We start from the raw sequence: 20401 nt of genomic DNA, 5'->3' as shown, positions 1-20401 counted from the left end.
TGCGATGTAATCGCCGCGCGGCGCGCGAAGTGCAATCGACGGCCGATACCGCGCTCAATCCAGCGCAAAGCCGCGTTCGGCCAGGCTCCAGTAGAGCGCGCGCACGCCGAAGGTCCACGGTTCGATTTCGGTGCTCAGGCGCACGGTGTTGACGAGGCCCCCGAGCGGCGGCGCGCTGATCGTCACGCGGTCGCCGAGGTGATGCGTGAAGCCGCCGCCGGGCGCGTCGCGGTCCTGGATCGGCGAGAACATGGTGCCGAGAAATAGCATGAAACCGTCGGGATACTGATGATGGCGGCCCCACGCCTGCGCGACGAGATCGAGCGGGTCGCGGCTGATTTCACGCATGTGGCTCACGCCTTCGAGCAGGAAGTCGTCTTCGCCTTCCACGCGCAGCGCGACGCTGGTAGCGCGCACCGAGTCGAGTGTGAACGTCTCGTCGAACAGGCGGATGAACGGCCCGATCGCGCACGAGCCGTTGTTGTCCTTGCATTTGCCGAGCAGCAGCGCGGAACGGCCTTCGATGTCGCGCAGGTTCACGTCGTTGCCGAGCGTTGCGCCCACCACGTCGCCGCGGCTGTTCACGGCGAGCACGATTTCCGGCTCGGGGTTGTTCCAGGCCGAGGCGGGATGCAGACCGACGTCGGCGCCGAATCCCACCGAGGACATCGGCTGCGATTTCGAAAATACTTCGGCGTCCGGACCAATGCCCACCTCCATGTATTGCGACCACGCACCGCGCCGTTGCAGTTCCGCCTTGAGCTTGAGCGCGGCTTCGGAACCCGGCTCGATCTTCGAGAGGTCCGCGCCGATGAGCTGCGTGATTTCCGCGCGCACGGCCTGCGCTTTGGCGGGATCGCCGCCGGCCTGTTCTTCGATCACGCGTTCGAGCAGGCTCACCGCGAAGGTCACGCCGCACGCCTTGATCGCCTGCAGGTCGCACGGCGCGAGCAGATGCGGCCGGCCCGCTTCGCGATGCGGCGGCAGGCTCGCGTCCACGAGCGCGTGCACGATGCCGAGCGGGTCGCCCTGCGCCTCGCGCACGAGTTCGAGCAGGTCTTCGCGGTCGAACAGGTCGGCGGTGGTGGGCGCGAGATGCGTGATGTCGAACACCTGTCCATGACGCACCACGACGACGCACGGACCGTCGCCTTCGGGCGTGGCGCGCCAGACCCGGCCGACCAGCAGCGCATCGTCGAGATCGTCGGGGAGATAGGCGGAAATCGAATCCATGAAGTCGGTCCAGTGTGAGGAATGGCGCCCATCGTAGGGCGGAAGCGCGAATGCGTCCAAGGGAATGACATGAAATCCAGCCGATTGGACGGCAGGCCACGCTCGCCTGGCCGCGCGCACCGTGCCTTATCTGTGACACGGTGATGGCAGGCGCGCACACGCTTCGCGCGTGCCGGGGCCGCATTGGCGAAACCCGGCGGCAAAACTCATCAGCGAAACCCGGCGGCGAAAGCGTAATGTGCCCGAATTGCGGAAAATACGCTTTCCGGCGCTTCGCGAAGCGATTCGAAAGACTGCCCGAATCCCGCCACGGATAAGGCCGGCGGCGCTTTTGCCCTGCGCCGGCGCTGAGCGAAAGCTCCTCGCCGAATGCGATTTTGCTCTACCATTTGCGGATGCGGTAAAGCATCCGGGCATCGGCACCGCTGTAGCGCAAGCGTTTCGCCCCTGCGTCGCCCGTCTTTCGCGTCGTTTGCGGCATTCGCTTGTTTCCACGAGGACACGTACTGAAGGTGATTTATGACGTCTAACACGTACCAGGACACGCAACTCTTTATCAACGGCGAATGGCTCGACGGCGAAGGCGGCGCGAGCATCGACGTGGTCAGCCCGGCCACCGGCGAGAAGATCGGCAAGGTTGCGCGCGCCAGCGTCAACGACCTCGAGCGCGCCGTGCAGGCCGCGCAGGCAGGCTTCGCGAAGTGGCGCAAGGTCCCGGCCAACGAGCGCGCGGCGCTCATGCGCAAGGCGGCGGGCATCATTCGCGAGCGCGTCGAACCGATCGCGCGCCTGATGACGCAAGAGCAAGGCAAGCCGCTCGCCGAAGCGAAGATCGAAGTGGCCTCGGCCGCCGACATCATCGAATGGTTCGCCGACGAAGGCCGCCGCGTCTACGGCCGTATCGTGCCGCCGCGCAACATCAACGCGCAGCAAACGGTCGTGAAGGAGCCGGTCGGTCCGGTCGCCGCGTTCACGCCGTGGAACTTCCCGGTCAACCAGGTCGTGCGCAAGCTTTCGGCCGCGCTCACCACGGGTTGCTCGTTCATCGTCAAGGCACCGGAAGAAACGCCGGCTTCGCCCGCCGAACTGATTCGCGCGTTCGCAGACGCGGGCATTCCCGCCGGCGTGCTCGGCCTCGTGTACGGCAACCCGCCGGAAGTGTCGAACTTCCTGATCTCGCATCCGGCCATCCGCAAGGTCACGTTCACGGGCTCCACGCCGGTCGGCAAGGAACTCGCCGCACTCGCGGGCCGCCACATGAAGCGCGCCACGATGGAACTGGGCGGCCACGCACCGGTGATCGTCGCGGAAGACGCCGACGTCGAACTCGCCGTGAAGGCAGCGGGCGCGGCCAAGTTCCGCAACGCGGGCCAGGTCTGCATTTCGCCCACGCGCTTCCTCGTGCACAACAGCCTGCGCGAAGCGTTCGCGCAAGCGCTGGTCAAGCACGCGGAAGGCCTCAAGGTCGGCGACGGTCTGGCCGAAGGCACGACGCTCGGGCCGCTCGCCAACGCTCGCCGCATCACGGCCATGGCCAGCGTGATCGACAACGCGCGCAAGAGCGGCGCGACCATCGCCACGGGCGGTGAGCGCATTGGCTCGGCGGGCAACTTCTTCGCGCCCACGGTGCTGACCGACGTGCCGCTCGAAGCCGACGTGTTCAACAACGAACCGTTCGGCCCGATCGCGGCCATTCGCGGCTTCGACAAGCTCGAAGACGCCATTGCGGAAGCCAACCGTCTGCCGTACGGCCTCGCGGGCTACGCGTTCACGAAGTCGTTCAAGAACGTGCACCTGCTCACGCAGTCGCTCGAAGTGGGCATGCTGTGGATCAACCAGCCCGCCACGCCCTGGCCGGAAATGCCGTTCGGCGGCGTGAAGGATTCGGGCTACGGTTCGGAAGGCGGTCCGGAAGCGCTCGAGCCGTACCTCGTGACGAAGTCGGTCACGGTAATGTCGTAAGCCTCGGCGCCCGGCGCTCGAGCCGGTCATGCGCGGTTGGCATGGCCGGCGCGAGGGCTGCGATCGTCGTGCCACGCGCGGTGATGCTCTCCAGCATCGCCGCGCGTTTTTTATGGCGCGTGCGTTTCAGCGTGCCACTTTTTCCATCGGCTCGCCCAGCACGAACGGGCCGCCCTGGAATAACTGCGCGGGGTCGGCGAGATCGGCGTTGGGCGCCGTGGCCGGGAAACGCGCCGCATAAGGTGCGGAGCTGTCGCGTGGACGATAGCCGAGAAACCCCGCCTTCGCGTTGTTCCACCAGCTGGCCGGGTTATCCGAGACACCGTACACGACCGCGTGCCCCACGCGATTCGCAAACAGCGAGCAGCGCACGAGTTCGATGAAGTCGCCGTAGCTCAGGAACGTGACGAGCATGCGCGCGTTCTTCGGCTCCTCGAACGACGAACCGATGCGCAGGCACACGGTTTCGATGCCGAAGCGATCGTAGTAGTAGCGCGAGAGCGATTCGCCGAAACTCTTGGTCACGCCATAGAGGCTGTCCGGACGATGGTCCGCTTCGGCGTCGAGCACGCTCGTGACCGGATGAAAGCCCGTGACGTGGTTCGAACTGGCGAACACCACGCGCTTCACGCTATGCTTGCGCGCCGCCTCGTAGAGGTTGTAGGTGCCGCGAATGTTCGCTTCGATCAGATCGTCGAAGGGCGCGTCGATCGAGATGCCGCCCAGGTGCACGATGGCGTCCACGCCTTCCACCATGTGCGTGACCGCCGCGCGATCGGCGAGATCGGCGGGGCACAGTTCCTCGTGCGGCGCCGCCTCGCCCAGCGCCGCGATGTCGCTCACGCGCACGTGGTCGGCCCAGTGCGCGAGCGCGCCGCGCAATTGACGGCCCAGATTGCCGCTCGCGCCCGTGAGGAGCAGGCGCCCGAACGGTTTGCTGGAAGGGCTGCCTGAGGTGGAGTGCTGGGGCATCGAAGTTTCCCGATGGTTGGTATGAAGGAAATTTGAGAGAAAACGTTTTCCAATATATCGACCGGCCGGGACAGCGTCAATGGAGGAATACGACCGGTCGAGCGCGTGGCCGGAGCCGCCGCCGTTTCTGCGACAATGCACGCCGTCGCCCTGATAAACGTGCCGTGCCATGAAAAGTGTTTCCCCGACGATTCGCGATGTCGCCGCCATGGCTGGCGTTTCGGTCGCGACCGTTTCGAAGTACGTCAACGGCACCCAGCGCTTCACGCCCGCGGTCGAGGCGAAGCTGAAAGAGGCGATCGAACGGCTCGGCTACCGCTCGAATCCGCTCGCGCGATCGATGATCACGGGGCGCACGCGCACCATCGGCGTGGCGGTCCTCGACATCACCAATCCGCATTTCACCAACGTGGTCAAGGGCGCGAACCGCGTCGCGCTGCAGCACGACTACACGCTGTTGTTCGTCGATACGGAAGAAAACCCGGCGCGCGAACGCTCGCTGATCGAGGCGCTCGCGCCGCGCGTGGACGGGCTGCTGATCAGCTCGCGCATTTCCACGGAAATCGGCAAATGGCTGCTCGAACTCGGCAAACCGGCCGTGATGCTGCGGCGCGTGCCGGAGGTGGCCATTCCCAGCGTGGGCTTCGACAACCGGCTCGCCACCTATATGCTCGTGCGCCATCTGCTCAACCTCGGGCACCGGCGCCTGGCATATCTGGGCTTCGACGCGGAAACGATCAATAACGAGCGCATCGAAGGCGCGCGCGCGGCGCTCGCCGAAGCGGGCCTCGCGCTCGACGTGTACGACACGCACGCGCCCACGGCGCAGGGCGGCGAGGCCGCGTGCTCGCGCGTAATGCTGGGTCCGAAGCGCCCGCAGGCGGTGATCTGCTACAACGACCTGATCGCGCTCGGCTTCATGAAGGAGGCGAAGACGCTCGGCTTTTCGCTACCGCGTGACGTGTCCGTGGCCGGCATCGACAACGTGCCTTACGGCGAATACGTCGAGCCGCGCCTGACCACCATCGAAGGCCAAAGCGAACGCATGGGCGAAGTGGCGATGCAAAAGCTCATCGACACGCTCTCGGGCCGCACCGACATCGACAACGTCATGCTCGAACCGCGCCTCGTCGTGCGCGACTCCACCGCCGCCGCGTCCCACGGCTGAAGTCTCCCTCGGTTTTGATGGCTTGCGCCGCTGCGAAAGCGTGCGCGGCTTTGTCGCGTCCGATCTCCGTGTAGGAATTCGCGTAACTACCTACTAGCCAATCTGAAAGGAAGCGTTTAGATTTCTGGAAAACGTTTTCCAAAGCGGCGATTCGTCCGCGGCAGGCGCAAAACAACAAAGGAGATCGGAGATGTCGAGGCAACACAGCCGTCTGAAGTCCGTCGTGGTGGGGGTGGCGATCACGGGCGCCGCGCCCGCGTTCGCGCAGAGCAGCGTCACGCTGTACGGGATCATCGACACCGGCATTGGCTGGCAATCGAGCCAGACCTCGCTCGGTTCGACCACCGGTGGGCAGTCGGCGGTCAAGATGATCAACGGCGTGTGGGCCGGCAGCCGCTTCGGCCTCAAAGGCGCGGAAGACCTGGGCGGCGGCACCAAAGCCGTGTTCCAGCTCGAAGAAGGCTTCAACAGCGCAACCGGCGCGCAATCCACGAGCGGCCTGATGTTCAATCGCCAGTCGTACGTGGGCGTGACCAACGCGAGCTACGGTTCGCTCACGGCGGGCCGCCAGTACGCCTCGTACTACCAGATGCTTTCGCCCTACAGCCCGACCACGTGGCTCACTGGCTTCTACGGCGCGCATCCGGGCGACCTCGACGGCCTCGACACCATCTATCGCGCGAACAACACGCTGCTCTACACCTCGCCGAAGATCGCGGGCTTCACATTCAGCGGCTCGTATTCGCTGGGCGGCGTGGCAGGCAGTTTCAATCGCGGCTCCACGTGGTCGGCGGCGGGGCAGTACGCCATGGGCCCGGTCGGCCTCGCGGTGGGCTTCTCGCGCATCAACAACTCCACGCTCGGCGGCGGCGCGTTCGGCGCGGATTCCACCACCTCGAGTGCGGGCGGCCAGGCCGGCATCTCGGCCGTGACCAACGGCTATCAGTCGGCCCAGGCGCAGCAGCGTCTCGCGGTGGGCGCGGGCTACACGTTCAACAGCCAGTTCGACATCTCGGCCACGTATTCGAACGTGCAGTACCTGCCCGGCACGGGTTCGGCGTTCCGCGACACGGCCATCTTCAACACGGGCGGCGTGGTGCTGCACTGGAAGCCGGCCACCACGTGGGACTTCGCGGCAGGCTACAGCTACACGCGCGCGACCAAAGCCAACGGCATCACGAGCAGCGCCCAGTATCAGCAGTTCAATCTCTCGCAGTACTACACGCTCTCGAAGCGCACGGGCCTGTATGCGCTCGAAGCGTATCAGCGCGCGAACGGCCAGACGCTCGCGCCTTCCACGAGCGGCGGCACGCATGTCATTGGCGCGACGGCCACGCTCGGCGACGGCTTCAACAGCACGCCGTCGTCGTCGCGCAGCATGGTTGGCGTGGGCGCGGGCATCATCCACCGCTTCTAGGAAACGCCCGCAACAAGAAACGAATCGATCCGCACGCGTGCGTGCCCGAGCGCGGCACGCAGCGCCATAACGACAGCAACGATAGAGACACGACTTCTCCCTGAGGTAGCGATGACAAAGACCGTTCGCAATTCCCGTACTGCAATGACCGTGCTGGCCGCTTCGCTGGCGCTGATGGCCGGCGCCGCGCACGCGCGCGTGTTCCGCGTGGCCGACGTGCATAGCGACACCTTCCCGACCAACATGGCCGTCAAGTTCATGGGCGAGGAAATCAACAAGGCGACCAATGGTAAGGATTCCGTAAAAGTGTTCGGCAATAGCGCACTCGGCTCGGAAAACGACACGATCGATCAGGTGCGCATTGGCGCGCTCGACATGGTGCGGGCGAACGGCGCGGCGTTCAACGAGATCGTGCCCGAGTCGATGATTCCCTCGCTGCCGTTCCTGTTTCGCGACATCAACCATTTCCGCAAGGTGATGTACGGCCCCGAAGGCCAGAAGATTCTCGACGCGTTCAAGGCCAAGGGCATGATCGCGCTGACCTTCTACGAAAGCGGCGCGCGCTCGATCTACGCGAAGCGTCCGATCAAGTCGCCGGCCGACATGAAAGGACTGAAGGTGCGCGTGCAGCCTTCCGACCTGATGGTCGACGAGATCAAGGCCATGGGCGGCACGCCTACGCCCATGCCGTTCGCCGAGGTCTACACGGGCCTCAAGACCGGTCTGGTCGATGCCGCGGAAAACAATTTGCCGTCGTACGAAGAAACCAAGCACTACGAAGTCGCGCCCGACTTCTCCGAAACCGAACACGCGATGACGCCCGAAGTGCTGGTGTTCTCGAAGAAGGTCTGGGACACGCTCACGCCGCAAGAGCAGGACGCGATCAGGAAGGCCGCCGCCGATTCAGTGCCGTACTACGTGAAGCTCTGGACCGCGCGCGAGGACAACGCGGGCAAGGCGGTGCAGAAGGGCGGCGCGACCCTCATTCCGGCTTCGCAAGTCGATCGCGCGGCGTTCGTGAAGGCGATGCAGCCGGTGTGGACGAAGTACGAGAAGACGCCGGAGATGAAGAAGATCGTCGACGAAATTCAGGCCATCCAGTAACCGCCGTCACGCCACGCCATTCCGCCATGATCGAACCGAAAAAGGCGCTCAAGGCAACGACGTCCGCCGCCGCTTCCCGTGCCCACGGCGAAGCGGCGGGGCCGTCGCGCGGCCTCGACGGCGCACGCGCGAAAGCGCCCGGCCTGCGCGTGCTCACGCGCGCGAACGACTTTCTTTTCCACCTGCTGACGATCCTCGCGTCCGTCGCGCTGGCCGTGCTCACGGTGCTGGTGTTCTACGGCGTCGTCATGCGCTACGTGTTCGCGAACGCGCCGGACTTCGTCGAGCCGGTCGCGCTCCTGCTCGTGATCGTCATCGCCATGTTCGGCGCGGCGCTCAAGGTGCGCGAACGCGGGCATATCGGCCTCGATTCGCTCGTGAAGAACCTCGGGCCCAACGGGCAGCGTATCGCCGAAGCGTTCCAGCATGCGTGCCTGATCGTGCTGGGCGCGGCGATCTTCTACGGCTGCTGGGAAATGGCCGACACCACCATGGACGACCGCATCGCGATTCTCGGCGTGCCCGAGGCGCTGCGCTATTTCATTCCCATCGTGGCCAGCATCTGCATCATGTCGTTCTCGCTCGAACATCTGCTGATGCTGTTCGTGGGCAAAACACGCGAAAGCGCTTGAAACAGGCGCTCGATCGCAGCGCAAAACCCCGCGCGATACTCGCGTGAACAAGGCAAGGTAATCATGGAACTCGCCATTCTTTCCGGTAGTTTTCTGGTGCTGCTCGCGGTGGGCGTGCCGGTGTCGTTTTCGCTCGGCCTCGCATGCGTGCTCACGTATCTCTACGAGGGCTTGCCCGCGGCCACGGCAATGCAGTCGATGATCTCGGGCATGAACGCGTTCTCGTTTCTCGCGGTGCCGTTCTTCATCTTCTCGGGCGAACTGATGCTGCACGGTGGCATCGCCGACCGCATCCTGCGCTTCGCGCAAGCGGCCGTGGGGCATTTTCGCGGTGGCCTCGGCATGGCCAACGTCGTCGCGTGCACGCTGTTCGGCGGCGTTTCGGGTTCGCCTTCGGCCGATACCTCGGCCATGGGCGGCGTGGTCATTCCGTTGATGAAGCGCGAAGGCTACAGCGCCGCGTATGCGGTGAACGTGACCACGCATTCTTCGCTGGCGGGCGCGCTCATGCCCACGTCGACCAACATGATCATCTACGCGTTTGCCGCGCAGGGCATCACGGGCACGCTTAACGGCATGCCGATGAGCGGCGTGTCGATCGGCGACCTGCTGTTTTCGGGCTTGTTGCCGGTGCTGTGGGTGATGGGTTTCGTACTGGTCGCGGCTTACTGGCAGGCGCGCCGCTTCGGCTATCCGATGAGCGCCGACGGCAGCACGCGCATTCAGGCTTTCCCCGGCTGGCTCGCGGTGGTGCGCGCGTTTCTCGGCGCGCTGCCGGGCCTGCTCGTGATCGCGATCATCCTGTTCTGCGTGGCGCGCGGCATTGCCACGGCCACGGAGGCCGCCGCCATCGCCGTGGTGTATTCGCTCGCGCTGACCGTGCTGGTGTATCGCTCGATGACGCGCAAGCTGCTCTTCACGGCGCTCTCGCGCGCCGCGAAAACCACGGGCGTGGTGCTGCTGCTGATTGCCGTGTCGAACATGCTGCGCTACCAGATGGCGTATCTGGAGATTCCCGAGTCGATCGAGCACGTGCTCGAACACGCGACCACGGTGCCCTGGCTGATGCTGCTGTACATCAACATCATTCAGGTGTTTCTCGGCACGTTCATCGACATGGCCGCGCACATCCTGATCACGACGCCGCTGTTCCTGCCGCTCGCGATGCATAGCGGCGTGGGGCCGGTGCAGTTCGGCATCATGATCCTGCTGAATTGCGCGCTGGGGCTCGTGCATCCGCCCATCGGCTCGGTGCAGTTCATTGGTTGCGCGATCGGCGACGTGTCGATCGGCGATACGACCAAGGTGGCGTGGCCGTACTATCTCGCCATCTTCAGCGCGATCAATCTCGTCACCTACGTGCCGTTCTTCTCCACCTGGCTGCCGAGTCTGATCAACGGGCATCCGGTGTTCTGAGCGCGCGCGTCTTCAGCGCAACCCGTTCCCTTCGCGCGTTCCCGGAAGTGGCTGTTCGTGCTGCCGCAAGGCATCACGGCAGCCACTTTCTCGCATTCTGCTCCCACGCGGGCTCGCCGCAATCGCGCGGATTCTCCGGCCCGAGGATCGTGAGATAGCCTTTCGTTTTCATGCACGCCTCGTAGGCGCGTACCTGCGTGCAGTGCCCGCTGCCCGCTGCACGCGCGGCGCTTTTGCATTGCGCGATGCTTTGATCCATGGGCCCGAAATCGAGGTCGTCGGCGCGCGTGAGCGAGGGTGCGTTGGCGGGGTTCGCGGAAAACTCGACCGGTTGCGCGCACGCCGCGAGCAGGGCGCAGGCGGCGAGCGGGAGCAAGGCGCTGGAAAGGTTTTTGTACGGCATGGCGGTCCCCGTGGCGATATAGGGACGAGTGTAGCCAATGCCCGCGCTTCAGGTCGCCGCGGTGTCGCCGTGCGCCATCCGGGTTGGGCGATGCGGGGCGTGCGCGCCGGCTTCGCCCCCGGGCCCGTCGTGCAGCGCCGCGAATTCGATTACCACGCCAAGGCCGCGTCCGTCGTTGCCGGGGCCGAGCGTCATCGCGCCATTGAAGTAATTGGCGATGCGTTCGACGATCGACAATCCCAGCCCGCTGCCCGGCGATTGTGCGCCGCTCGCACGATAGAAGCGGTCGGTGAGGCGCGCGAGATCGGCGGCGGCCACGCCCGGCCCGTCGTCGCGCACGGCGAGGCATTGCATCTCGCCGCGCTCGCACAGCGACACTTCCACATGGCCCTGGTGCACGCCGTACTTGATGGCGTTGTCGACGAGGTTGTCGAGCAGGATGCCGATCAGGACCGGGTCCGCGTCGATGGCGCGTTCGGACTGCACGTGCGCGCGCAACGCGATGCCCTTGTCGTGCGCATGCGCGGCGTGCCGCGCGATGGCGTCGTCGATCGATTCACGAAGGTCCACGGCGCGCGCGGGAATGCGCTCGTGCTCGTCGAGCCGCGCGAGCAACAGCAGTTGTTCGGCGAGGCGCGCGCTGCGGTCGACGCCTTGCACCACGCGCTGCATGGCGAGGCGCTGCATGGCGGGATCGTCGACGGAAAGCGCGACTTGCGCCTGCACCTTGATCGCGGCGAGCGGCGTTTTGAGTTCGTGCGCGGCGTCGGCGGTGAAGGCGCGCTCGCGCACGAGCGACTGGCGTAATTGCGCGAGCAACTGGTCGATGGCGTCCACGAGCGCTTTCACTTCCACGGGCACGGCGGCAATGCCAAGCGGCGTGAGCGACTTCGCGTCGCGCGCGCGGATGGTTGCGGAGAGCGTGCGCAGCGGCACGAGACTGCGGCCAATGGCGAGCCACAGCACGACCGCGAGCACGGGCAACGCGACGAGCAGCGGCCAGACGATCTGCCACGCCGTGCCCGTGACGAGATCGCTGCGCGTGTTGGCGGTTTCCATCACACGCACGATGCGGCCGCTCGTCTCGTCGCGATACGCATAGAAGCGCCACGCCACGCCCTGGATTTCCACGTTGCGCGGCGGCGCGCCGAGCACGGGTGTCGTGAACGCGGCAGCGGCGGCGGGCAGGCTCGATGCAATGCTCTTGCCGCTGCGGTCGAGCACCTGAAAGAGGATGTCGCGCGGCGAGGCGTCTTCGTCCCATTGCGACTGCACGGCGGCGGGCGCGTTCGGCGTGGACACCTCGAATTGCGCGCTCGGCGGCGTTTGCGTGAAGCGCGCGAGGTCGGTGGTGTCGAGCGCGGCGATGAAGCTCGCGTATTCCACGAGCCGGCCGTCGCCCCATTCCTGCACTTCGCGCGACGCATGGCGAAAGCAGCCGTACAGCGCCGCGAGCCAGACCACGACCACGCACGCGAGCACCACGAGCGAGAGCCGATGACGAATGGCGTGGCCGTTCATGGTTTTTCGATCACGTAGCCGACGCCGCGCACGGTGCGGATGAGGTCCGCGCCGAGCTTCTTGCGCAGGCTCGACACGTGCACTTCGATGGTGTTGCTCTCGACGCCGTCGTTCCAGCCGTAGAGCCGGTCCTGCAGGCGCGTCCTGGTTTGCGGCACGCCTTGATGCGTGACGAGCTGCGTGAGGATCGCCCACTCCTTGCCGGTGAGCGCGACGGCTTCCGTGTGGCGCGTGACCACGCGCGCCGTGACGTCCACTTCGATGTCGCGCCAGACGATGGTTTCCTGAATGCGGCCTTGCGAGCGCCGCACCAATGCGCGGCAGCGCGCGAGGACTTCGGTCAGCTCGAACGGCTTGGCGAGGTAGTCGTCGGCGCCGGCGTCGAGTCCGCGCACGCGGTCGGCGACCGTGCCGCGCGCCGTGAGCACGAGCACGGGAATGTCGTCGCCTTCTTCGCGCAGCGAGCGCAGGAGGTCGGTGCCCGAACGGCCAGGCAGGCCAAGGTCGAGGATCAGGAGCGCGTAGTTGTCGGTGGCGAGCGCCATGGACGCGTCATAACCGTCGCGTTTCCAGTCGACGCTATAACCGGCCTGAATCAGGCTCATTTCGAGCCCGCTTCCGATCAGGTCATCGTCTTCAACGAGAAGAATGCGCATGGGCAGAGAGTTCTTGACGGCGGCAATGCCCGCCATTGCGCTTCAATTGTATGCGAGCCCTGCGCTGAAACACGCTGCGCCCGGGAACAGGCTTGGGGCGTGCGGGACTTCAGCGTCTCTTAAGCTAATCTGGTTAGCATCGGCGCGCCTTCGCTGTCTTTAATCACGTTTAAAGCGGCGTTGGCCAGCGCATTGCGCAGGGTTTTATCCTGCGCATTGAAACGCATGGGGGACGCCTTCGTGGTTTTCCATTACCGCCGTATTGCTGACATTAAGATTACAGCGCGACGGCCGTTAGAGAAGCCATAACCCCTGCAAAAAGAATTTCTCCAGATGTTTAAAAAACGCCTTGATTCTGACTAAAAACGTTTGTAATCGATGGTAATATGCGCGATTGTCGGAGGAGCACAGGCGTACTTCCCCGTTCATTGATTCGGAATTCAGCCGGCTAACCGGTATCTAATGCGAATTCCGGTAATTCATTACGAGGATGGCGTTACGTTAGCCATGGAAATCCGCAATGCCCGTCACTGGGCGCCGCGCGGTGCGCAACGCTGGTACATCGCAGCGGGCGTGCTGATTGTCGCGAGCGCCATTCGCCTTGCGCTGCATCCGGTGCTCGGCCCCGTCATGCCGGCCACGGTGTTCTATATCGCGGCCGCACTCGTCGAATATTTTTGCGGTCTGGCCCCGGCTTTGGCGGTGATGTGCATGGGGCTCGGGATCGCCGATTATCTGTTCGTACCCCCGTACGTAAATTTTACTCATTTCGATCGGCGCGACGCCATTCTGCTCGTGTCGTATCCGCTCGTCACGATCATCGTCATCACGCTGATCGAGCGCTTGCGGCGCGAACAGTTTCGCGCGTTGCTGCTCGCCTCGGTGGCGCAGTCGCGCTACGAAATGCTGCTGCGTCACGACAACGAGCGCGCACTCGCGCGCCGCGCCGGCGACGAAACGCACCGGCTGTTGCGTCATCTCGCGCAATATCACAGCGGCTTCATTCTCATCAAGGCGCTCGAACGCAATGCGGTGCAGCGCTCGGCCGTGAGCAAGGGCGGCGCCGCCGTGTTGCTGCAGGCGAGCGAAGTGGAACCGGGCCCGTTGTTCGATGCCGTGCATCCCGAAGACGTGCAGCGGCTGAACAACGCGTTGTGGCCCGGCAGCCATCGTGTGCGCCTGCGCGACGCGAACGACAGCGAGCATCGCTTGATCAATTGCATCTGCGAGCGATTCACGACTCACGCGGGCGATTTCCTCGTCCTGCGCACGGAGAGCTGACATGGCGACGATCGAACTCGACGCCGCGAGCGCCACGACGCAGGCCGCGCCGCCCGCGCATTCCGCGCGCTTTTTCAGCGAAGGCGACGGCCACGCCGTGTTGCTGCTGCACGGGCTTTCCAGCTCGCCGCTGGAACTGCGCTATCTCGCGCGCTATCTGCAGAAAGAAGGCTTTACGGTGTGTGCGCCCGTGATCGAGGGCTATAGCGCCGGTTCGCCCGTGCAGACCATGGAGCAGTGGGTCGAAGGCGCGGTGCGCGAATACGACGCGCTGGCGGCGCGCTACGAGCGCGTTTCCGTGTGCGGGCTGTCGATCGGTGGCGCGCTCGCGCTGCGCGTGATTCGCGAGCGCCCCAGCGCGCAGTCGCTCGTGTTGCTCTCGCTCACGCTCGCGTACGACGGCTGGGCGATTCCGTGGTACCGCTTCGTGCTCGATCTCGCCTATTACACGCCGCTGCGGCACCGCTATTCGTATCGCGAGGCTGAACCGTTCGGATTGCGAAACGAAGCGCTGCGCTCGAAAATCGCCCGCGCGATGCAGCGCAATGCCTTCAGCGAAGTGGGACCCTCCACGATCTCGCTGCCTGCGTTGCACGAAGCGCTGCGGCTCGGGCGTTCGGCGCGCAAGCACCTCGACGCGGTCGAAAACGACGCGCTCATCGTTCACGCTATCGACGACGAAACCTCGAGCCCGCGCAATCCGCGCTACGTGATCGACCATCTGGGCTCGGCGTTTTTGCGTACGGTGTGGCTCGACGACTCCTATCACATGATTACCTCCGACAACGAACGCGAGATCGTCGCGCGCGAAACCGCGCTGTTCCTGCGCGAAAGCGAAGTCGCGCGCGGCAGCCAGGATGCCCAGAGCCAACCCGTGGTGTCGAAGGCGCTCGCGCGCCGTTTGCGACAACTGGCCAGCGTGGGGCGAAGCAAGACGTGAAGCGCATGACTAGTTTGTTCACCGTGCCTGCCGCTTCGTGCTGGAGCGCGCGCGTGCCTAAATCCAGCGTGATCGCGGGCGCGATGCTGCTCGCGGCGTTTCAATCCGCCTACGCCGACTCCACGGATTCCGCCGATTCGACCGGCGCGACGAGTTCGGCGAGTTCGACCACCGCGAGCAGTACGAGCGGCTCGGGCAGTACCGCGTCGGACTGGAAAGTGGCGATTGGCCCGGGCGTGTATCTCGCGCCGCAGTATCCGGGCGCGCGGCGTCTCAAGGCGTATCCGTTTCCGGCGCTCGATATTTCCTGGCGCGACCGCATCTTCTCGCAAGGCCCGGACGTGCTCGGCATCAACGTGCTGACGAACGAGAACTATCACGTGGGTGCCTCGCTGAGCTTTGACTTCCAGTCGCGCAAGGCGTCGGACGACCCGCATCTGCGCGGTCTCGGCGATGTGGACGACGGCCCGAAGCTACGCCTGTTCGCCGATTACACCTGGTGGGCGTTCACGGGCGCCGCGGCGGTCTATCAGGACATCAGTTCGAACGGTCAGGGCATGACGGCGAGCGTCGACCTGTATGCGTCCTTGCCGCTCACGGGCTGGCTGTTTTCGGTGGGGCCGGGTCTCACGTGGGCGAACGCGGTCTACACGCGCACGCTGTTCGGCGTCTCGCCGAACCAGAGCGCGGCCTCGGGCTTGCCGCAGTATTCGACCGGCTCGGGCGTGCGCGACCTGCATCTCACGTTCTACGCAACGCACGACTTCTCGAAGCACTGGGTGGGCACCGTCAACGCCACGCTCGGGCGCTTGCAGCACTACGCGGCGGGCAGCCCGATCACCGAGCGCCGGCGCGAATTGACCACCTTCGCGTCGCTCGATTACCGCTTCTGAACTCGACTTCCGAGCGCACGCTGCGCGGGTTTTGCTAGCCGCGCAACGTGCGATTCACCTTCAGGCCGCGGCCACCGGCTTCATCACCCATTGCTTCTGATGCGAACCGTCGACGGACCCGTCGAAGCCCGCGTCGAGCACCCATTGCCAGTCCGGTTGCGGCATGGCGCCGGTCGCTTGCAATGCGGCCACCTGCGCGTGCACCTGCTCTTCGCTGGCGAGAAAACGCAGCGTGCCGTGCACGACGTTATACAGAGGCAGCGTCGCGTCGATCATGAAGAGATGCACGGCTTTGCCGCTCGCGTCGACGAAGCGCGTGGTGGAGCCAATGGAGCGGGGAAACGTGATGTTGAGGGTGGTCACAATCGAAACTCACAGAGTTGAGTAATTCTCGGCACTTCAAAAATACCGCCTGATCGACGAGCTGACGCGGCGAACCTGCGCTCATCCCCACGTTAACGGTCATATTTGCCGCGGCTTTAAGTCTCATGCCGAGATTCGCCAGCGGCGCGGTGTTATGGGATTGCTGAGTTACGCCGAACGGGCGTGCGATTGCATGGCGCGCCGGTCCGCGCGATAGGGAGATCGTTGTGTCCGCAACTTTTTGTAATGAGGAGAAAAGCTTTCAGGAACCGGCCTTGCAACCACGAATCACTGATTCAACGCGGCGATACGCGACCCCTTCAAGGCATGGCTTGCAGAAGGCTGTCGCGTGCGCCACTTCTGTCACCGCGCATTCATCTCATGCGCGTAACCGGAGGAGTTTTCGTGCGTACTGCAAGGTCCATGGTTTCCATTCTGCTTACGCTGCCCGTGCTGTTGTCGGGCTGCGCCACTTATCGCATGCACGAGGCGCGCGAGAAGTCGGGCGAACTGGTCGGCGCAAACATACAGGATCTCGTGCAATCGGTGGGTATTCCCGACAAGACGATGAAAGTCGTCAACACCGGCGGCGACAGCGACCGCATGGTCGCGCAATGGAATTTCAGCAATTCCGATTCGGCGCTCGACATGACGCTCATCCTGCTCGATATCAAGGTGGGCGGCGCGGGCAAATGCAGCATGACGGCCACCGTCGACCGCTGGGGCGGCAAGGTGGAAGCAATCAACTTTCCGCAGGCGCACGCGGACAGCATCGGCTCCGACTACAACGCGTGCGAGCCGCTCGTGTCCGAGGCCATCACGCATATGCCGCGCACCCCGATCGACCCGAAGTTCGACGCGTTTACGCTCGTGGGCGCGGCGAAATAAGCGGATCTCAAAGCGGTCGAAAAACGGACCGCAGTGAGGCGGCGAGCCGCAGTGCCGCCTCATACCGCTTCATACCGCTTCATGTAGATCACGCCGCCTTGCCGTACAGCGGCAGGATCTGCGATTCGAGCATCGCGATCGCCTCGGTGGCGAGTTGCGAGGGAATGTGCTTGCTGCTGGTCGCGATCGCCAGCTTCGAGAACAGCGTGGGCTCGGTAATGCGCAGCACCTGGAAGCGGCGCTTGAGGGCGTCGGTGGCGGTCGCGTGCATGGAGAGCACCGCATAGCCGATGCCTTCGCTCACGAGGTCGAGAATGGACGCCACCGCGTCGACTTCCAGCTCGATGCGCAAGCGCACGCCTTGCTCGGCCGCCGCCGATTCGACCATGCGCCGGATCGCGTGCATGCGGCCGGGAATCACGAGCGGATAACGGCCGATATCGCGCAACCGCACCGAAGCCGGCAGCGTGGCCGCACTGCCGCCCGGGTCGGGGCCGATCAGAAACAGTTCCTCGGTGAACACCGTGCGCTTGTCGACCAGTGGCGTTTCGAACGCGTCGTACAGCACGGCCACGTCGATACGTCCCTGCATCAGCCATTCCACGAGGTGAGTCGACAAACCCTGCGCGACCGAGATCGTCGCTTGCGGAAAGGTCGCACGAAACGCGCGCACGAGACCATGCGTGGCGACCTTGGCGAAGCTCGGCGTCACGCCGATGGCGAAGTGGCCGCCCGAGGCGCCATGCAGCGCGTCGAGGTCCTGGGTGGCGCGCTGCACCTGCTGAAGAATGCCCTTGGCGTGCGCGAGCATGCGCTGGCCCGCGGGCGTTGCGCTCACGCCGCGCCCGTTGCGTTCGAGCAGCGTGTGGCGCAATTCCACCTCGAGCTGGCGCACGAGGCGGCTCAACGCGGGCTGATTGGTGTCGAGGGCAATGGCGGCGCGCGTGAAACTGCCGAGTTCGGCGACATGCACGAAGGCTTCGAGTTGCTTCAGATCCATGCTGGGCGGGGCATTGGCCGGGGCGGAGCGCGCTATGTGAAATTCACATAGCAGCTAGTTGGGTATGGCGATTGTAGCCAGTCGAGTGCTTATACACAATGCACTTACACCAAGGTCCCGCGCGCCAGGCGTGCGGACCCAAGATACCCGTGAGACACAGAGACAACGCTCGATGAAATCCTGCCTGCCGCCCGATCCCCACCCCGTCAAACCCGCTCACGCGTTGCCCGCGCTGGCCTGCGACGCGCATTGCCACGTCTTCGGCCCCGCCGCCGTGTTTCCCTATGCCGACGACCGCAGCTACACGCCGCCCGACGCGCCGTACGAAGGTCTCGTCGCGCTGCACGACTTCCTGGGCCTTGAGCGCGGCGTGATCGTGCAGGCGAGCTGCCACGGCAGCGACAATACGGCGATGCTCGACGCCATTGCGCGCGGCAACGGCCGCTATCGCGGCGTGGCGATCGTCGACGGCGACGTGACCGACGCCCAACTCGTCGAACTCAATGCGAAGGGCGTGCGCGGCGTGCGCTTCAACTTCGTCGCGCATCTCGGCGGCGCGCCCGACCTCGACGTGTTCGACCGCGTGCTCGAACGCATCCAGGATCTCGGCTGGCACGTCGTGCTGCATCTGGATGCGCAGGACATCGTGCAATACGCCGACCGCATCGCGCGCATCAAGGTGCCGTTCGTGCTCGACCATATGGGCCGCGTGCGCGCCGAAGCCGGCGTCGAACAGGAACCGTTCAAGCAGTTGTGCGAACTCATGCGCAATCCGCTCGCGTGGGTGAAAGTGTGCGGGTCGGAGCGCGTTTCGGCGGGCAAGCGTCCGTTCGACGACGCGATTCCGTTCGCCCAAACGCTGATCGAAATCGCCCCTGATCGCGTGCTGTGGGGCACCGACTGGCCGCATCCGAACATCAGCAAGGACATGCCCAACGACGGCGAACTCGTGGACCTGCTGTTCCGCTTTTGCCCCGACGCGAGCCTGCGCGAAAAACTGCTCGTGACGAACCCGGCGCGCCTTTACGGGTTCTAAGCGAACCGGGCGGCGCGCAGCCAGCGCGCCACCCGTGCAACACACCTGCGAGCCGCCGCGACAAGGCGGCCGCCTTTGACAGAAAACTCAGGAGACGACATCGATGCAAGCCAACCGCCATTTCTTTTCTTCGCGAGCGGCGTCATGAACGAAAGCGCTGTCATGACCGCCCGCCCGCAACCCACGAAAACGCCGTTCTATCGCAAGCTTTACGTCCACGTGTTCGTCGCGATTCTGCTGGGCGTGCTGCTCGGCCATTTCGCGCCGGGTCTCGCCGTGAAGATGAAGCCGCTCGGCGACGCGTTCATCAAGCTCATCAAGATGGTGATTGGCCCGATCATTTTCTGCACGGTCGTGGCCGGCATAGCGGGCATGGGCGACATGAAGAAAGTGGGGCGCGTGGGCGGCAAGGCGCTGCTGTACTTCGAAATCGTCTCGACGCTCTCGCTCGTGATCGGTTTGATCGCCGGTCACGCGTTTCATCCGGGCAGCGGCTTCAACCTGAATCCCGCCACCATCGACACGAAAGCGCTCGCGGGCTACACCACGGCCGCGCATGAAATGAGCACGGTCGAGTTTCTCATGCACATCATTCCGGACACGGTGATCGGCGCGTTCACTTCCGGCAACGTGCTGCAGATCCTGCTGGTTTCGGTGTTGTTCGGCGCGGCGCTGGCGGCCACGGGCGAGCACGGTAAGCCGCTCGTCACGCTGATCGACCGCATCGCGCAGACGTTCTTCGGCATCGTTCATATCATCATGAAGGTGGCGGCGATCGGCGCGTTCGGCTCGATCGCGTTCACGATCGGCACTTACGGTATTGGCGCGGTGGTGCCGCTGCTCAAGCTGATCGGCGCGTTCTACGCCACGCTCGTGATTTTCGTGCTGGTGGTACTCGGCGTGATTTCGCGGTTGCTTGGCTTCAGCATCCTGCGTTTCATGAGCTATATCCGCGAAGAAATCCTCATCGTGCTCGGCACGAGTTCTTCCGAAGCCGCGTTGCCGCAAATGCTCGAAAAGCTCGAACGTCTGGGCTGCTCGAAGTCGGTCGTGGGTCTCGTGATTCCGGCGGGCTACTCGTTCAATCTCGACGGCACCAACATCTATTTGACGATGGCCGTGCTGTTCATCGCGCAGGCGTTCAATGTGGACCTGACGCTCACGCAGCAACTCACGCTCGTGGGCGTGGCCATGCTCACGTCGAAGGGCGCGAGCGGCGTGGCGGGCGCGGCGTTCGTCATGCTCACCTCCACGCTGCTGGTGTTCCCGATCATTCCGGTTTCGGGGATGGTGCTGATTCTCGGCATTCACCGCTTCATGGGCACCGGCCTCGCAATCGTCAACACGATCGGCAATGGCGTGGCGACGCTCGTGGTTTCCGCGTGGGAACACGAACTCGATCGCTCGAAACTCAATGGAGAGATGTCGCGCCGACGCACGCGATAACTCACTGACGTTTCGTTTCACCTGACCGGTTTTCTCCTGCACGCGCGCCTTTCGCGAGGCGCGCGGCGGG

Annotated in this window: 19 protein-coding genes; 12 read left to right on the top strand and 7 right to left on the bottom strand. The window is 64.6% G+C overall.

Annotated elements, in window-relative coordinates:
* Positions 1-54: 54 nt before the first annotated feature.
* Positions 55-1233 carry a fumarylacetoacetate hydrolase family protein gene (locus tag FAZ98_RS33345; protein WP_158958173.1) on the bottom strand — a complete coding sequence of 393 codons (1179 nt, stop codon included), beginning with the start codon at positions 1231-1233 and terminating at the stop codon, positions 55-57.
* Positions 1234-1752: 519 nt separating this feature from the next.
* Between FAZ98_RS33345 and FAZ98_RS33340 the strand changes: the two genes are divergently transcribed.
* Positions 1753-3195: an NAD-dependent succinate-semialdehyde dehydrogenase gene (locus tag FAZ98_RS33340; protein WP_158958171.1), complete on the top strand. Its 1443-nt coding sequence runs from the start codon at positions 1753-1755 to the stop codon at positions 3193-3195.
* Between the two features lie 126 nt (positions 3196-3321).
* On the opposite strand, the gene FAZ98_RS33335 is transcribed toward FAZ98_RS33340, so the two are convergent.
* A complete protein-coding gene (locus tag FAZ98_RS33335; protein WP_158958170.1) occupies positions 3322-4167 on the bottom strand; it encodes an NAD-dependent epimerase/dehydratase family protein in 846 nt (281 codons plus the stop codon).
* A gap of 169 nt (positions 4168-4336) precedes the next feature.
* On the opposite strand from FAZ98_RS33335, the gene FAZ98_RS33330 reads away from it, so the two are divergent.
* The 5 genes from FAZ98_RS33330 to FAZ98_RS33310 all read left to right on the top strand — a co-directional run bounded on the left by FAZ98_RS33330 (position 4337) and on the right by FAZ98_RS33310 (position 9904).
* Positions 4337-5335 carry a LacI family DNA-binding transcriptional regulator gene (locus FAZ98_RS33330; protein WP_158958168.1) on the top strand — a complete coding sequence of 333 codons (999 nt, stop codon included), beginning with the start codon at positions 4337-4339 and terminating at the stop codon, positions 5333-5335.
* A 190-nt stretch (positions 5336-5525) separates the two neighbouring features.
* The gene (locus FAZ98_RS33325; RefSeq protein WP_158958166.1) at positions 5526-6752 is read left to right on the top strand and encodes a porin; all 1227 of its coding nucleotides are present in this window, start codon (positions 5526-5528) and stop codon (positions 6750-6752) included.
* A gap of 111 nt (positions 6753-6863) precedes the next feature.
* Positions 6864-7856: a TRAP transporter substrate-binding protein gene (locus FAZ98_RS33320; RefSeq protein ID WP_158958164.1), complete on the top strand. Its 993-nt coding sequence runs from the start codon at positions 6864-6866 to the stop codon at positions 7854-7856.
* Between the two features lie 26 nt (positions 7857-7882).
* On the top strand, positions 7883-8488 hold the full coding sequence (locus tag FAZ98_RS33315; RefSeq protein ID WP_158958162.1) for a TRAP transporter small permease: 606 nt from the start codon (positions 7883-7885) through the stop codon (positions 8486-8488).
* A 63-nt stretch (positions 8489-8551) separates the two neighbouring features.
* Positions 8552-9904 carry a TRAP transporter large permease gene (locus tag FAZ98_RS33310; RefSeq protein WP_158958160.1) on the top strand — a complete coding sequence of 451 codons (1353 nt, stop codon included), beginning with the start codon at positions 8552-8554 and terminating at the stop codon, positions 9902-9904.
* 73 nt (positions 9905-9977) lie between these two features.
* Here FAZ98_RS33310 and FAZ98_RS33305 read toward each other — a convergent pair whose 3' ends face one another.
* From FAZ98_RS33305 to FAZ98_RS33295, 3 genes are read right to left on the bottom strand one after another with little or no spacing between them, the layout of a single operon-like run.
* Positions 9978-10307, bottom strand: a complete 330-nt coding sequence (locus FAZ98_RS33305) for a hypothetical protein (protein ID WP_158958158.1) — start codon at positions 10305-10307, stop codon at positions 9978-9980.
* 48 nt (positions 10308-10355) lie between these two features.
* On the bottom strand, positions 10356-11828 hold the full coding sequence (locus tag FAZ98_RS33300; protein ID WP_158958156.1) for an ATP-binding protein: 1473 nt from the start codon (positions 11826-11828) through the stop codon (positions 10356-10358).
* Complete coding sequence (locus tag FAZ98_RS33295) at positions 11825-12484, bottom strand: response regulator (RefSeq protein WP_158958155.1); 660 nt, start codon at positions 12482-12484, stop codon at positions 11825-11827. Before FAZ98_RS33295 ends, FAZ98_RS33300 begins: the two co-directional genes overlap by 4 nt.
* Positions 12485-12991: 507 nt before the next feature.
* On the opposite strand from FAZ98_RS33295, the gene FAZ98_RS33290 reads away from it, so the two are divergent.
* The 3 genes from FAZ98_RS33290 to FAZ98_RS33280 are packed head-to-tail and all read left to right on the top strand — an operon-like array spanning position 12992 to position 15598.
* Complete coding sequence (locus FAZ98_RS33290; protein WP_158958153.1) at positions 12992-13765, top strand: DUF4118 domain-containing protein; 774 nt, start codon at positions 12992-12994, stop codon at positions 13763-13765.
* 1 nt (position 13766) lies between these two features.
* Positions 13767-14705, top strand: a complete 939-nt coding sequence (locus FAZ98_RS33285) for an alpha/beta hydrolase (protein ID WP_158958151.1) — start codon at positions 13767-13769, stop codon at positions 14703-14705.
* 5 nt (positions 14706-14710) lie between these two features.
* Positions 14711-15598 carry a MipA/OmpV family protein gene (locus FAZ98_RS33280; RefSeq protein ID WP_233272980.1) on the top strand — a complete coding sequence of 296 codons (888 nt, stop codon included), beginning with the start codon at positions 14711-14713 and terminating at the stop codon, positions 15596-15598.
* 60 nt (positions 15599-15658) lie between these two features.
* On the opposite strand, the gene FAZ98_RS33275 is transcribed toward FAZ98_RS33280, so the two are convergent.
* Positions 15659-15961, bottom strand: coding sequence for a hypothetical protein (locus tag FAZ98_RS33275; protein WP_158958149.1), 303 nt, complete (start codon positions 15959-15961; stop codon positions 15659-15661).
* Positions 15962-16384: 423 nt separating this feature from the next.
* On the opposite strand from FAZ98_RS33275, the gene FAZ98_RS33270 reads away from it, so the two are divergent.
* Positions 16385-16849: a hypothetical protein gene (locus tag FAZ98_RS33270; RefSeq protein ID WP_158958147.1), complete on the top strand. Its 465-nt coding sequence runs from the start codon at positions 16385-16387 to the stop codon at positions 16847-16849.
* Between the two features lie 88 nt (positions 16850-16937).
* Here FAZ98_RS33270 and FAZ98_RS33265 read toward each other — a convergent pair whose 3' ends face one another.
* Positions 16938-17849 carry a LysR family transcriptional regulator gene (locus FAZ98_RS33265; protein ID WP_158958145.1) on the bottom strand — a complete coding sequence of 304 codons (912 nt, stop codon included), beginning with the start codon at positions 17847-17849 and terminating at the stop codon, positions 16938-16940.
* 172 nt (positions 17850-18021) lie between these two features.
* Between FAZ98_RS33265 and FAZ98_RS33260 the strand changes: the two genes are divergently transcribed.
* The gene (locus FAZ98_RS33260) at positions 18022-18885 is read left to right on the top strand and encodes an amidohydrolase family protein (protein WP_158958143.1); all 864 of its coding nucleotides are present in this window, start codon (positions 18022-18024) and stop codon (positions 18883-18885) included.
* Between the two features lie 144 nt (positions 18886-19029).
* Positions 19030-20331, top strand: a complete 1302-nt coding sequence (locus FAZ98_RS33255) for a dicarboxylate/amino acid:cation symporter (RefSeq protein WP_158958141.1) — start codon at positions 19030-19032, stop codon at positions 20329-20331.
* Positions 20332-20401: the final 70 nt, after the last annotated feature.

It is taken from the genome of Paraburkholderia acidisoli (genome assembly GCF_009789675.1).
In the GTDB taxonomy this organism is placed as follows: Bacteria; Pseudomonadota; Gammaproteobacteria; order Burkholderiales; family Burkholderiaceae; genus Paraburkholderia; species Paraburkholderia acidisoli.
Note: the sequence above shows the minus strand (reverse complement) of the source record. Positions and strands in the feature narration are given on the sequence as shown.

What these genes read in the sequence shown, in the direction of transcription:
- FAZ98_RS33345 (WP_158958173.1), bottom strand. Translation starts at nt 1,233, where the DNA reads ATGGATTCGATTTCCGCCTATCTCCCCGACGATCTCGACGATGCGCTG.
- FAZ98_RS33340 (WP_158958171.1), top strand. Translation starts at nt 1,753, where the DNA reads ATGACGTCTAACACGTACCAGGACACGCAACTCTTTATCAACGGCGAA.
- FAZ98_RS33335 (WP_158958170.1), bottom strand. Translation starts at nt 4,167, where the DNA reads ATGCCCCAGCACTCCACCTCAGGCAGCCCTTCCAGCAAACCGTTCGGG.
- FAZ98_RS33330 (WP_158958168.1), top strand. Translation starts at nt 4,337, where the DNA reads ATGAAAAGTGTTTCCCCGACGATTCGCGATGTCGCCGCCATGGCTGGC.
- FAZ98_RS33325 (WP_158958166.1), top strand. Translation starts at nt 5,526, where the DNA reads ATGTCGAGGCAACACAGCCGTCTGAAGTCCGTCGTGGTGGGGGTGGCG.
- FAZ98_RS33320 (WP_158958164.1), top strand. Translation starts at nt 6,864, where the DNA reads ATGACAAAGACCGTTCGCAATTCCCGTACTGCAATGACCGTGCTGGCC.
- FAZ98_RS33315 (WP_158958162.1), top strand. Translation starts at nt 7,883, where the DNA reads ATGATCGAACCGAAAAAGGCGCTCAAGGCAACGACGTCCGCCGCCGCT.
- FAZ98_RS33310 (WP_158958160.1), top strand. Translation starts at nt 8,552, where the DNA reads ATGGAACTCGCCATTCTTTCCGGTAGTTTTCTGGTGCTGCTCGCGGTG.
- FAZ98_RS33305 (WP_158958158.1), bottom strand. Translation starts at nt 10,307, where the DNA reads ATGCCGTACAAAAACCTTTCCAGCGCCTTGCTCCCGCTCGCCGCCTGC.
- FAZ98_RS33300 (WP_158958156.1), bottom strand. Translation starts at nt 11,828, where the DNA reads ATGAACGGCCACGCCATTCGTCATCGGCTCTCGCTCGTGGTGCTCGCG.
- FAZ98_RS33295 (WP_158958155.1), bottom strand. Translation starts at nt 12,484, where the DNA reads ATGCGCATTCTTCTCGTTGAAGACGATGACCTGATCGGAAGCGGGCTC.
- FAZ98_RS33290 (WP_158958153.1), top strand. Translation starts at nt 12,992, where the DNA reads ATGGAAATCCGCAATGCCCGTCACTGGGCGCCGCGCGGTGCGCAACGC.
- FAZ98_RS33285 (WP_158958151.1), top strand. Translation starts at nt 13,767, where the DNA reads ATGGCGACGATCGAACTCGACGCCGCGAGCGCCACGACGCAGGCCGCG.
- FAZ98_RS33280 (WP_233272980.1), top strand. Translation starts at nt 14,711, where the DNA reads ATGACTAGTTTGTTCACCGTGCCTGCCGCTTCGTGCTGGAGCGCGCGC.
- FAZ98_RS33270 (WP_158958147.1), top strand. Translation starts at nt 16,385, where the DNA reads ATGGTTTCCATTCTGCTTACGCTGCCCGTGCTGTTGTCGGGCTGCGCC.
- FAZ98_RS33265 (WP_158958145.1), bottom strand. Translation starts at nt 17,849, where the DNA reads ATGGATCTGAAGCAACTCGAAGCCTTCGTGCATGTCGCCGAACTCGGC.
- FAZ98_RS33260 (WP_158958143.1), top strand. Translation starts at nt 18,022, where the DNA reads ATGAAATCCTGCCTGCCGCCCGATCCCCACCCCGTCAAACCCGCTCAC.
- FAZ98_RS33255 (WP_158958141.1), top strand. Translation starts at nt 19,030, where the DNA reads ATGAACGAAAGCGCTGTCATGACCGCCCGCCCGCAACCCACGAAAACG.